The organism is Pseudoalteromonas sp. T1lg21 (assembly GCF_002964625.1).
GTDB lineage: Bacteria > Pseudomonadota > Gammaproteobacteria > Enterobacterales > Alteromonadaceae > Pseudoalteromonas > Pseudoalteromonas gelatinilytica.
Genome location: NZ_PQBX01000056.1, coordinates 85,996 through 98,247, shown reverse-complemented (window position 1 = coordinate 98,247; position 12,252 = coordinate 85,996). Strand labels below are relative to the sequence as shown.

The 12,252-nt window shown below is 40.8% G+C and carries 11 protein-coding genes; 8 read left to right on the top strand and 3 right to left on the bottom strand.

All coding sequences use genetic code 11. The features are described 5' to 3' along the window. The 4 genes from C2M25_RS21985 (at position 1) to C2M25_RS10865 (ending at position 5,236) form a co-directional block, all read left to right on the top strand. The gene (locus C2M25_RS21985) at positions 1–495 is read left to right on the top strand and encodes a hypothetical protein (RefSeq protein WP_234003565.1); all 495 of its coding nucleotides are present in this window, start codon (positions 1–3) and stop codon (positions 493–495) included. A gap of 430 nt (positions 496–925) precedes the next feature. Beyond that, complete coding sequence (locus C2M25_RS10875; protein WP_233999198.1) at positions 926–1,438, top strand: pilus assembly PilX family protein; 513 nt, start codon at positions 926–928, stop codon at positions 1,436–1,438. 11 nt (positions 1,439–1,449) lie between these two features. After that, positions 1,450–4,659, top strand: coding sequence for a pilus assembly protein (locus C2M25_RS10870; protein ID WP_105174638.1), 3,210 nt, complete (start codon positions 1,450–1,452; stop codon positions 4,657–4,659). 151 nt (positions 4,660–4,810) lie between these two features. Beyond that, positions 4,811–5,236, top strand: a complete 426-nt coding sequence (locus C2M25_RS10865) for a type IV pilin protein (RefSeq protein ID WP_063700174.1) — start codon at positions 4,811–4,813, stop codon at positions 5,234–5,236. Between the two features lie 6 nt (positions 5,237–5,242). Here C2M25_RS10865 and C2M25_RS10860 read toward each other — a convergent pair whose 3' ends face one another. Beyond that, entirely contained in the window at positions 5,243–5,782 is a 540-nt protein-coding gene (locus C2M25_RS10860; RefSeq protein WP_063700172.1) for a GspH/FimT family protein, read from the bottom strand. 72 nt (positions 5,783–5,854) lie between these two features. Beyond that, a complete protein-coding gene (locus tag C2M25_RS10855; protein ID WP_063700169.1) occupies positions 5,855–6,403 on the bottom strand; it encodes a GspH/FimT family pseudopilin in 549 nt (182 codons plus the stop codon). Positions 6,404–6,541: 138 nt separating this feature from the next. On the opposite strand from C2M25_RS10855, the gene C2M25_RS10850 reads away from it, so the two are divergent. Continuing rightward, positions 6,542–6,880, top strand: coding sequence for a P-II family nitrogen regulator (locus C2M25_RS10850; protein WP_054551748.1), 339 nt, complete (start codon positions 6,542–6,544; stop codon positions 6,878–6,880). A gap of 58 nt (positions 6,881–6,938) precedes the next feature. Here the strand turns inward: C2M25_RS10850 and C2M25_RS10845 are convergent, their stop codons facing one another. Beyond that, positions 6,939–7,697: an outer membrane protein assembly factor BamD gene (locus tag C2M25_RS10845; RefSeq protein WP_054551747.1), complete on the bottom strand. Its 759-nt coding sequence runs from the start codon at positions 7,695–7,697 to the stop codon at positions 6,939–6,941. A 129-nt stretch (positions 7,698–7,826) separates the two neighbouring features. On the opposite strand from C2M25_RS10845, the gene rluD reads away from it, so the two are divergent. From rluD to clpB, 3 genes are all read left to right on the top strand, one after another. Continuing rightward, on the top strand, positions 7,827–8,804 hold the full coding sequence (gene rluD / locus C2M25_RS10840) for a 23S rRNA pseudouridine(1911/1915/1917) synthase RluD (protein ID WP_054551746.1): 978 nt from the start codon (positions 7,827–7,829) through the stop codon (positions 8,802–8,804). Between the two features lie 5 nt (positions 8,805–8,809). Continuing rightward, entirely contained in the window at positions 8,810–9,532 is a 723-nt protein-coding gene (gene pgeF, locus C2M25_RS10835) for a peptidoglycan editing factor PgeF (RefSeq protein ID WP_105181094.1), read from the top strand. Positions 9,533–9,630: 98 nt separating this feature from the next. Next, complete coding sequence (gene clpB / locus C2M25_RS10830) at positions 9,631–12,207, top strand: ATP-dependent chaperone ClpB (RefSeq protein ID WP_063700164.1); 2,577 nt, start codon at positions 9,631–9,633, stop codon at positions 12,205–12,207. The last annotated feature ends 45 nt before the right edge of the window (positions 12,208–12,252 follow it).

Here is a 12,252-nt window from a genome sequence, read left to right as displayed (position 1 = left end):
TTGAAAGACTTTGTTGAATTAGAAGCTGATTTAGCTGAAAAAGATGGTTGGTTTTATAATTTAGGGTGGGGTGAAAAGGCAACTTCGAAAGCTACCGTGTTAGGGGGCGTTGCTTACTTTACTACCTATAAACCAGATACCAGTTCTTTATCGGATTCTCAGTGCTCAATTGCAGAAGGTCAAGGTTATCTTTATGCATTTCATCTTCACTATGGGACCAAAGTGTATGATTGGTTAAGAACCCCAACAGCGGCAGAACTACCAGATACACCAACTATGTATGTTGAAGATGGTGATGTGTATATATTTCCATTACCAAATAAAGACCCAAATTGTACTGAAAACTGTGAGAAAATTGAGGCTAAAGTAGTTAATGGGCCTACTCCTAGCGTTGACGAAAATGGCAATGTTCAGCTTTATGATGAGGAGCCACTTAAATTAGAAGTTCATCAAAGTTATATTTATAAGCAAGAACAAAATGATAATAGCCAGTGATTAACTGATTTGTTATTTTATTTTAATTTTAACTGAATCCTTCTTTTTCAACCCAGTTCTTCTGGGTTGATATTTTTATTTGTTTTTACTGTGCGCTGCCTTTATTTATATATTTTTTATAATGTTGTCTTGAAATATTTACAATTAACTTATTGTATATAAATCGCTTTTTACGCCTCTCTTTCCTCTGCTGTTAATTATTTGATTTTTAATGGCTTTTATTTCTTTATTCTTATCTGGTTTCTTGTTTTTAATTGGTAAATATTTTAATAAATAAGTGGAATGATATTGTATATTTATTATAATACTTATTGGTTAGCCTGAATTGGTTGTATGTTTTAAATTTAAAAACACTTTTTACCTGTCTTTTTATGCTGACTTAAATTATTACTAGGCGAAATGTAGATGAAATATCACGCGAAGGTTTGCTATGGAAAACTATCAAATTAATCAAAATGTAAAACACAGTGTTTCAAGTATGCACAAACAAAAAGGTGTTGTTTTGATTATTGCACTAATAATGGTTGTTGCGGTGACTGGTATTGCAGTGACCTTAATGAACAGCAGCAGTGTAGATATTAAAATAACGAACTCAGCGCAAGAGCGTGAAACGGCAGAAAATAGCTTAATTGGTACGGTGCAAAAAGTTATCGCTAATGAAGCTGCAGCAGGTGGCAACAGTGCTTTTTTAATGAAAGCATCTGAAATACCTGAAGGCGGTTATGGCATGGGGGATATGGATGGCGCATCTAACACTATGACAAATTTAAATAATGGTGCGCTAGATTTACCTTGCCCACGTAAATTTAACTTCACTGCTGGTGTGTCTTGTAACATGGTCCAAGTCGATACAACGATTACTTATGGCACTAAGAGTAAACATACCTTAACGATCAGCACAGGTGTTGCCCAAGAAATGGCTAGCCTAAATACGGGCGGTTAGTGGAGAAAGTGATGAATATAGAAAAAATTACTCAACGAATACTGCTATCTTCATTAGCAGTCATTAGTTTTCTGGGCCACGCCGAAGATATTGAGTTATATGTAAACCACAATGTTAACTTGGACGAAAAACCCCGAGTTCTTATAGTTTTCGATACCTCAGGTAGTATGGCATTTTCAACCAGCTCTGGTAACAGCTGTGGCTTCTCAAATGGTTTATATATCCCATGTTCAGATAGTCGCCTAGGGGTTGCACAAGACGCTATTACTAAATTGGTTGATGGTAACGATGACATCGATTTTGGCTTAATGCGTTTTAATAGCACTAATGGTGGCTATGTGCTAGCTGGCATTGGTTCACAAATATCGGCCTTGAAAACCACAATTGCGGGTCTTCCTGCCGATGGCGGGACACCACTGACCGAAACGCTATGGGAAGCTTATCTTTATATAACAGGGCAAAGTCTCTTCTACGGCGAAAAGGTTAATGCTGCTCTTCGTGATACTACAATAGAAAGAGGCACGCCTTATACAACATCAGTGCGAGTCTGCTCTGGTAAAGGTTGGAGTAAAGTTTGTTGGTACGAGCCACGTATTGAGTATACCTATTCCTATATTTCACCATTTGATAATTCAGAAGAAGTAAAACGCTGTGATAATTCAGTAAATATTATCTATATGACTGATGGTGACCCGTCGGCTGGCTCTGATAATGAACAGGACTCTAATATTAGTGCATTACACAAGTCGTACTTTGGTAGCTATTTAAGTGATGATGATAAAATTGCTGGTGTGTATTTACATAAGCTCGCAAAAGTTATTCACGGTACTGATGATGTTGAGGTGGATTTAAGGCCAACGACGACTGATATTCACGAAACAGGACGAGTTTATACCATAGGTTTTGGTAGTGGTATGAGTGATAATGGTAAGCGCTTACTATCTGAAACGGCATCAGAAGGTGGTGGTAAGTACCTTCATGCTAATACTGCAGAACAACTTTCTGAGGCCCTTAAAAATACCATTACTCAAATTCGAGAAGTGAACGATACGTTCACGGCACCATCAATTGCAAGTAACAATGTTGACCAAACTCGTAGTCGCGAATCGATTTATTATGCGATGTTTTACCCTAAAACAGGTGCTCGTTGGCGTGGAAATCTGAAAAAGCTAAAAGTATCTGGCGACCAAATTACCGATAGAGATGGTAAGCAAGCTCTCAATGAAGATGGTTTAATTGATAAAGATGCAAAAACTTTTTGGCTGCCTAGCGGTGAGAGCGCTGATGGTAATTCAGTTGAGTTAGGTGGTGTAAACCTGTATTTATCTAACTCTTCGAGCGTGCCAAATGAAGGACGCAAAGTACTAACAAATGTCAACGGCCGCATGCTTAACTTTACCCGTTATCGGGTAGTGTTCCATTACGGAACTATAGCCAAGGCTGCCGTTGATTTTGAAGCTGATCCGGATGAAGTTGAAGACCTTATTAACTGGTCAAGAGGCCTAGATATTGATGATGAAGACAAAGATGGATCGACAACGGATTCGCGTAAAGACATCTTCGGTGATCCACTACATTCAAAACCTGTAACAATTGACTATGGTAATGATGATATCCGAGTTTTAATTGGTACTAATGCAGGATACTTGCATATGTTCCAAGATAAAAACGATGTACTGAGCGAAAGCTGGGCGTTTATCCCTCGAAGCTTGTATAAAATAATAAAGCCACTTCGTGATAACCAAGCAGATACCAAGGTTTATGGTGTTGACGGGCCAATCTCTGTATTTTTTGATGATAAAAATAGTGATGGCATCGTAAATGGATCAGACCGTGTTTGGGCATTCTTTGGCCTAAGACGCGGTGGTAATTACTACTACGGACTCGATATAACTAACCCAGACTCACCAAGTCTGCTGTGGGATCAGCCAATTGTAGGTGGCACAGGTGACTTTAAAGAATTAGGGCAAACCTGGTCTAAACCTTCAGTTACTTATGTGAATCTAGATGGTTATAAAGACAGACCTGTGCTTATTTTTGGTGCTGGTTACGATACTAACAAAGACAATGTTATTCGTACTGATGATTCTCATGGTAGAGGTATTTTTATTGTTGATGCGCAAACAGGCAAAAAAGTGTGGGCATTAACGCCGAGTGAGAATGGCTTTTTAGGAAAACATAGTATCGCGTCAGATATCAGTATCTTAGATTCTGACTATGATGGTTACATTGATAGGCTATATGCAACGGATACGGGCGGTGATGTGTGGCGTGTTGATATGCCTTCTGATAGCCCAACAGATTCAGAAAACCCATGGACACATTTTAAATTAGCAAGTTTAGGGAGTGCGCTTTCAACGCAAGATCGCCGTTTCTTCTATAAGCCTTTGATTGCTAGAACCATGTTTAGCAAAGTTTCAGAAACAACGGTTGATGGGAAGGCAGTAACTACCCGTATTGATACACCATTTGATGCTGTGCTGATAGGCAGTGGTAACCGTTCTAAACCAACCGGTACAGTCACTAATGATCAGCTGTTCATGATCCGTGATATCAATACAGTTACTCAGCCTTTTTTAGGTAATGATGTACCAGCAACCATTACACAAGCTGACTTGATGAATATGGATTCTGATCCATTTGGCAATGCACTGGACGACGTGGATAAATTTACCGATTTAGAAATTGAGTTAGGTGAGTATCATGGTTGGTATTACAACTTATCTTCTGCAGGTGAAAAATCCCTTGCAGCAAGCACTGTGATTGGCGGTGTTGCTTATTTCACCACGTATACGCCTGCTTCAGCGACAGAAACGGCTAATCAGTGCTCACTGACGGGCGGCTCAGGAAGTTTATATGCTTTCCACTTACATTACGGTACAAAGGTGTATGACAGCTTAAAATTTACCACCTCGAATGATGTGCCAGATACGCCTCAACTTTATTTTGGTGTAGGTGACAGCTGTGTAGATGGTAATAGCGATGGTTATTGTGATGACAACACCGATGAAAAGGTTAAAGAACAAAGCCAGTTTTTAACTATAGGTCCAGGTATTAAAGGTGAGCAAAACCCACTGAAAGTACAAGAGATCCAAGGCCCTGGTTTAGTCATCGAAGACGGTAAAATTAAACTAGTTAGTGATGCAGTGCCAATTGGCTTTGGTTTTAAAACACAGCAAACCTTCATCTATAAGCAAGAGATAAACGATAATAGCCAATAATGGATTAAGCGACTGCTCTGCCTTACATGTTAAGGCAGAGCATGTACTGCTATTTGAATACCCGGCTTAATTGCATAATTATTGTTAGGCATCTATGATGGGAACAATGAGAGGTAACTCCTCTAAAAACAACTATATAGGTTTTTAAACTATGAACTTTATAAGAACAAAGGATCATAATGGTTTTACGCTAATCGAGCTGATGATTACCGTAGCTATATTAGGGATTATCGCGAGCATTGCTATTCCTAGTTATTTTGAGCACGTAAAACGTACAGCGCGAACAGAGGCAATTACTTCGTTATTAGATGCAGCTAATAAACAAGAGCAATACTTTGTCGATAATCGTGAATATACAAGCGCAATTGCTGATTTAGGTGTTTCTAGTTCTACAGAAAGTAACTTTTATACGATCACTGTAGAAGTAGACAATAGTGCGGGTACATTTGCATTTAAAGCAACACCTAAATCAGGCCCACCGTTACAAGATACCGAGTGTAAAACATTATCTATATCTGATACGGGTTTAAAAACATCAACAGGGTCTGCTGATTCAAGCACATGTTGGGGTAAATAAGCTTTATCAATTATCAGTTTGGCATTTATCAGTATCAATTAACCTGACCCGTCCAATTGGACTAACGCTTATAGCAAGCCCTTTGAGGCGTGCTTTACTATATTCTGGACAATAGATAAATTTCCCGTTACCTAGCCCCATCGGCATACCTGATGGGCTAAATGTGACTGAATGACGTGGATAAGTCAGCATATCAAATTTATTAATCGCTTCGATTTCCATTAATTTGGAATCACCACTTTCAAATACACCAAGCTCACCTTTATCAACAAAAACAGTTAAAGATTTATGCCATACTTCCTTGTTGCAACGATTGTTTTTTAACGCGCAAAAGGTGACATGGGCATCATTTGTTTGCGCTTTGAGGCGAGTAAATTGAAGCGCTCTTTTTACCGTATGCATGTTGCTATCTAAACGGTTTTTGGCCAGAAGTGGCTTATATTCAAATAAGGCGAAATGCAGCAGGAGTGATAAAATTGATAACACTATTAGGCTTTCAATTAACGTCGCTCCGTTGAGGCTGCGCAGAGTTGTAAGTGCCTTCATCCTTGAAGACTCCAAAATAGCGACTGTTTATTTAACTATAATTCGAGAGTGTGGGCTGTCAATTTACAAAGCTTAATTACATACATCTGTCGTAGTGCCAATATATAAAGCAGTCCCTGAGGTAAATACTTCTAGTTGTTTGTTATTATCGTTATCGGCTTTTGAAGGGCAGTAAGTAAACGTTCCTTGACTTGACGAGAGCATACCGCTGGTATCAAAAATAATAGAATTATCACCAGTGAAATTTAACTGACTATTCTCTGGAACTTCTTCCATGACTCTTAAAATGACATCGCCTACGTTGGGGTTGTAAACACCATTTTGGTTTGAATCAAAGAACACAAAAACGCTGCCATTATCCCAATTTAATAAACAACGAGTGCGTATGTTGGTTTCAATACTGTTGGTGTTACCACTGCAAACAACAATAATTGCATCACTACTTGTTGCTTTTGCGCGTGCAAAACTGAGTGTGCGTTTTAACTCTAATAAATAGCTTTCGGCGCGGTCACTTTCTAGCATGTCAGAGCTATCCCAAAGAGCGATAACGGCAACTATACCAACAATGGCAAGCGTGACCATTAGTTCCAATAATGTAAAACCTCGTTGTAATGATTTCATTGTTGTCTCTATTTTGAATCACTTTGTTTAATAATATCATGATTGCTGATTTAATCACCGTAATTCATAGCTTTGTTTGCCATCAGCAATGGGATTGTCTAAAATCGAGGCAATCGAGAAATAATAAGTAACCCGAAAATGAAAAAAATCGAAGCAATTATTAAACCATTTAAGCTTGATGATGTACGCGAAGCATTATCGGACGTGGGCATCACAGGGATGACGGTAAGCGAAGTAAAAGGCTTTGGCCGTCAAAAAGGGCACACCGAGCTTTATCGTGGTGCTGAGTACATGGTGGACTTTTTACCTAAGGTAAAATTAGATATCGTATTAAGCGACGAAGATGTTGACCGTGCTATCGATGTTATCGTTAAAACATCGCAAACAGGTAAAATTGGTGACGGTAAAATCTTTGTTACTGACGTTGAACGTGTTGTACGTATTCGTACCGCTGAAGAAGACGAAGACGCGATTTGATACTAATCCGCAAACATTAAAAAAGGCGCCTCAGGCGCCTTTTTGCTTTTAGTCTATTTTAACGCTTATTAGCTTCACGTGTTGCTTTAGCGTGTTCACTTAGCTCAGGTAAACCAAGCTTGTTGTAGCTTTTTTCCATGATCTCAAGTGCTTGATCAAGGTAGCTACTTTGTGAGTAGTGCTCAACTACGTATTTGCCACGGTTTGCTGCAGCAAGGTATGCCTCTCGCTCATAGTAGTATTCAGCAACTTTTAACTCATAGCGAGCCATTTTATTCAGTAGCCACACTAAACGTTTTTTCGCTTCTGGTGCGTAGGCACTGTTAGGAAAACGTTTTAAAAGCGTTGATAAATCAGTAAATGCGACACGAGTACGGTTTGCATCTCTGTCAGCACGGTCTACACCAAAATATTCTTGGAATGCATTTTCATCCGCTTTGATATTTACCAAGCCACGCATGTAGTACATGTAGTCTAAATCTTTATGGTTTGGGTTTAAGCGAATAAAACGGTCGATTGTTGCGAGTGCTTGCTCAGTATTACCTGCTTGATAATGCGCATACACTAAGTCCATTTGTACTTGTTTTGATAAAGGACCAAAAGGGTAGCGAGAATCAATAGCGCTTAATAGCTCAATTGCACGGGCATATAAACCAGAATCTAATGTTTGTTTTGCATCTTCATATAAAGCTTGCGCAGATTTATTAGGAACGCGTTGGATATCTTCTTGATCGGGTGCTGATGAACAGGCACCTAAGCCAAGTACAGATACTGAAAAAACTATGGCGAACGCACGTTTCCCTATTTTATTTATCATTTTATTTCTTACCTTCGATGTCTTCGGCTAGGCCAAGTGAGGAAAACCGAGTAAACTATACGTATTATATTAAAGCGATTCTAACCCAGTCGAGCACAGCTTGCACTGGTAAATTGGGTAAAGTTACTAATGTCAGAGCAAATTTCTCTCCAAGCCGAGGTTCCAATTGACCTTGGCGGTAAACGTCTAGACCAAGTATTAGCGCAATTGTTCCCTGATTATTCTCGATCACGTATAAAAACGTGGATTTTGGATGATAAAATCACTGTAAACGGTGAAATATTAAACACACCGCGCGAAAAACTACTCGGTGGCGAAATGGTGAGTGTAGAAACAACCATCGAAGCCCCTCGTGAATATGAGGCACAAAATATCAAATTAAACATCGTTTATGAAGACGATGATATTTTGGTAATTAATAAACCAATGGGATTAGTCGTTCATCCAGGTGCGGGTAACCCAGATGGCACGGTATTAAATGCTTTACTGCACCATTATCCTGATATTATTAATGTACCTCGTGCGGGAATTGTGCATCGTCTAGATAAAGACACCACTGGTTTAATGGTGGTGGCGAAAACAATTCCGGCACAAACACATTTAGTGTCTGCGCTACAAAAGCGTGAAAACTTCACCCGTGAATACGAAGCAATTTGTAATGGCACAATGACTGCTGGTGGCATGGTTGAAAAACCAATTGGTCGTCATGCAACAAAACGTACTCACATGGCCGTGCATGAAATGGGCAAACCAGCGGTTACGCATTATCGTGTTGCAGAAAAATTCCGTGCACATACACGCTTACGTTTACGTCTAGAAACAGGCCGTACTCACCAAATCCGTGTACACATGGCTTATTTAAACCACCCATTAGTTGGCGATCAACTGTATGGTGGTCGCCCACGTCCGCCTAAAGGCGCGACGCCAGAGCTGTTTCAAATGCTACGCGACTTTAAACGCCAAGCATTGCATGCTGTAAAACTATCAATTGCACACCCAATTACGGGTGAGTTAATGACCTGGCAAGCCCCTATTCCAGATGATATGGCAGCTATGACAGAAGCATTACGCGCTGATACTAAAGCAAACCCAAATATCGAGTTTTAAGCGTTATGATCACACCAGCATGGACTGCCCCAAACACTGTTAGTGCACTGAGTACGACCCGAAAGGGCGGTGTATCAGTTGCACCCTTTGATAGTTTTAATGTGGGTTTACATGTTGGTGATGATGAGCAAGCCGTGCTTGCAAATCGCGCGTTACTTACAAATCAGCTACCAAACCCCGCTGTGTGGTTAAACCAAACACATAGCAGCGATGTAGTCGTGATTGATGAAGAGTCTGATCTAAGCCTAGTGCGCTCTGCTGATGCGCTCTACACCCGCTTAGTAAAGCAGCCGCTTGCTATAATGACTGCAGACTGTTTGCCGGTACTACTTTGTTCGAGTTCAGGCGATGAAGTCGCCGCAGTACATGGTGGCTGGCGTGGTTTAGCGCAAGGTATAGTGGCAAACACGCTTTCGCATTTTCAAGCGCCAGCGAGCGATATTATTGCTTGGTTAGGCCCTGCCATTGGTCCTTCGCAATTTGAAGTCGGGCAAGAAGTAAAAGACTGTTTTTGTTCGCAAAACCCACTGCATCAACAAGCCTTTATAGCTAAACATGAAAAATACTTGGCTGATATCTACTTACTAGCACGCCAGCAATTGGCACAATTAGGCGTGGTCAAAATACACGGTGGTGAGCACTGTACCGTCACTGATAAATCACAGTTTTTCTCTTATCGACGCGATGGACAAACAGGCCGTATGGCAAGCTTGATCTGGCGCAATTAATACGCCTTTTTTGCGATTAAATTTTCTTCTTTTACTTGAACAAATCACTAAGCATACCCATTAATTAAGCAATTAGATTTTTTAATAGGTAAACCCTTATGCGTTTAGATAGATTTACAAGTAAATTTCAATCTGCGCTTTCAGATGCGCAGTCATTAGCACTTGGGCGCGATCATCAATTTATTGAGCCTGTGCATTTAATGTATTCATTGCTTCAGCAAAATGGTTCAAGTGTGCGTGCACTACTTGCACAAGCCGGTGTGAGTGCTGATGAGTTAAACACCAAGTTATCCCAAGAAATCGAAAAACTGTTTAAAGTTGAAGGTATTGGTGGTGATGTTCAGCTGTCAAATAACCTGATTTCGTTAATTAACTTGTGTGATAAGTATGCTCAAAAGCGAAAAGATAAGTTCATTTCGAGTGAGTTATTTGTCCTTGCAGCGTGTGACGATAAAGGTCCATTAGGCGATATTTTTAAAGCGCTGAATATTACTTCTAGCAAAATTGAAGCGGCTATTGAGGCTATTCGTGGTGGTCAGAAGGTTGACGACCCAAATGCTGAAGAAACCCGTCAGGCATTAAAAAAATTCACCATCGATTTAACTGAACGAGCAGAGCAAGGTAAGCTTGACCCTGTTATTGGCCGTGATGACGAAATTCGTCGTACGATCCAAGTATTACAACGCCGTACTAAAAATAATCCGGTATTAATTGGTGAGCCGGGCGTAGGTAAAACAGCGATTGCTGAGGGCCTTGCGCAGCGAATTATCAATGGTGAAGTACCTGAGGGCTTAAAAAACAAGCGAGTATTATCGCTCGATTTAGGTGCGTTGGTTGCCGGTGCTAAATACCGTGGTGAATTTGAAGAGCGTTTAAAATCAGTTTTGAATGAACTTGCCAAAGAAGAAGGCCAAGTCATCCTCTTTATTGATGAAATTCATACCATGGTAGGCGCTGGTAAAACAGATGGTGCTATGGATGCGGGTAATATGTTAAAGCCAGCACTTGCCCGTGGTGAGTTACATTGCGTGGGTGCCACAACACTTGATGAGTATCGTCAATACATTGAAAAAGATGCGGCACTTGAGCGTCGCTTCCAAAAGGTGTTTGTTGATGAACCATCGGTTGAAGACACCATTGCGATTTTACGTGGCCTAAAAGAGCGTTACGAGCTACATCACTCAGTTGATATTACCGATCCGGCCATTGTTGCCGCGGCGCAGTTGTCGCACCGTTACATTAGCGATCGCCAATTACCAGACAAGGCAATTGATTTAATTGATGAAGCGGGTTCTTCAATTCGTTTGCAAATCGACTCAAAACCAGAGTCTTTAGACAAGCTTGAGCGTCGTATTATTCAGTTAAAACTGGAAGACAATGCATTGGCGAAAGAAAAAGACGAAGCGAGTCAAAAGCGCCGCACCGAAATGCAAGAACTGATCACTGAACTTGAAGCGCAATACCGCGAGCTAGACGAAGTGTGGAATGCCGAGAAGGCCTCATTGCAAGGCACGCAAGTAATTAAAGCTGAGCTTGAACAGGCGCGTCTTGATTTGGAGGTGGCACGTCGTGCCAGCGACTTACAACGTATGTCTGAGCTGCAATATGGTCGTATCCCTGAACTTGAGCGCAAACTTGACCTTGCTTCACAAGCTGAAATGCAAGAAATGAGTTTGCTTAAAAACCAAGTAGGTGAAGACGAAATAGCGGAAATTCTATCGCGCTGGACAGGTATCCCGGTATCGAAAATGCTGCAAGGTGAGCGTGAAAAGTTACTGCAAATGGAAGATCAATTACACCACAAAGTGATTGGTCAAGATGAAGCCGTTGTGGCTGTTGCGAATGCAATACGTCGCTCTCGCGCAGGACTTGCTGATCCTAATCGTCCAATCGGTTCATTCTTATTTTTAGGCCCGACAGGGGTGGGTAAAACTGAGCTGACAAAAGCATTAGCCAGCTTTATGTTTGACACCGAAGATGCCATGGTTCGCATTGATATGTCGGAGTTTATGGAGAAACACTCAGTGGCACGTTTAGTGGGTGCGCCTCCGGGTTATGTTGGCTATGAAGAAGGTGGCTATTTAACTGAAGCTGTACGCCGTCGTCCATATTCAGTCATTTTATTGGATGAAGTCGAAAAAGCGCATCCTGATGTATTTAACATCTTACTGCAAGTTCTCGATGATGGCCGTTTAACGGATGGGCAGGGGCGTACCGTTGATTTTAAAAATACGGTGATCATTATGACCTCTAACTTGGGTTCAGATATTATCCAAGAGCAAGCGGGTTCAAATGATTATGCTGGGTTAAAAGAAAAAGTGATGGGTGTATTGGTGAGCCAGTTCCGCCCTGAGTTTATTAACCGTATCGACGAAACCGTGGTATTCCATCCGCTTGCTAATGAGCACATTAAAGAAATTGCTGATATTCAGTTAAGTAAGTTACGTGAGCGATTAACGGAAAAAGGCTACATTCTTGAAGTAACGGATGCAGCGCTAAATCGCATCGCTGAAAGTGGTTTTGATCCAGTCTATGGGGCAAGGCCTTTAAAACGTGCTATTCAACATACCATTGAAAACCCATTAGCACAGCGCTTACTTGGTGGGGATTATCAACCGGGTGCTATCATCCATATTGATGCTGACGAGAATGGTCTCGTTTTCTCTAGTCGATAATTGGTATTAAAAACAAAAAGCCGCATCGGTAATGATGCGGCTTTT

What these genes read in the sequence shown, in the direction of transcription:
- C2M25_RS10875 (WP_233999198.1), top strand. Translation starts at nt 926, where the DNA reads ATGGAAAACTATCAAATTAATCAAAATGTAAAACACAGTGTTTCAAGT.
- C2M25_RS10870 (WP_105174638.1), top strand. Translation starts at nt 1,450, where the DNA reads ATGAATATAGAAAAAATTACTCAACGAATACTGCTATCTTCATTAGCA.
- C2M25_RS10865 (WP_063700174.1), top strand. Translation starts at nt 4,811, where the DNA reads ATGAACTTTATAAGAACAAAGGATCATAATGGTTTTACGCTAATCGAG.
- C2M25_RS10860 (WP_063700172.1), bottom strand. Translation starts at nt 5,782, where the DNA reads ATGAAGGCACTTACAACTCTGCGCAGCCTCAACGGAGCGACGTTAATT.
- C2M25_RS10855 (WP_063700169.1), bottom strand. Translation starts at nt 6,403, where the DNA reads ATGAAATCATTACAACGAGGTTTTACATTATTGGAACTAATGGTCACG.
- C2M25_RS10850 (WP_054551748.1), top strand. Translation starts at nt 6,542, where the DNA reads ATGAAAAAAATCGAAGCAATTATTAAACCATTTAAGCTTGATGATGTA.
- C2M25_RS10845 (WP_054551747.1), bottom strand. Translation starts at nt 7,697, where the DNA reads ATGATAAATAAAATAGGGAAACGTGCGTTCGCCATAGTTTTTTCAGTA.
- rluD (WP_054551746.1), top strand. Translation starts at nt 7,827, where the DNA reads ATGTCAGAGCAAATTTCTCTCCAAGCCGAGGTTCCAATTGACCTTGGC.
- pgeF (WP_105181094.1), top strand. Translation starts at nt 8,810, where the DNA reads ATGATCACACCAGCATGGACTGCCCCAAACACTGTTAGTGCACTGAGT.
- clpB (WP_063700164.1), top strand. Translation starts at nt 9,631, where the DNA reads ATGCGTTTAGATAGATTTACAAGTAAATTTCAATCTGCGCTTTCAGAT.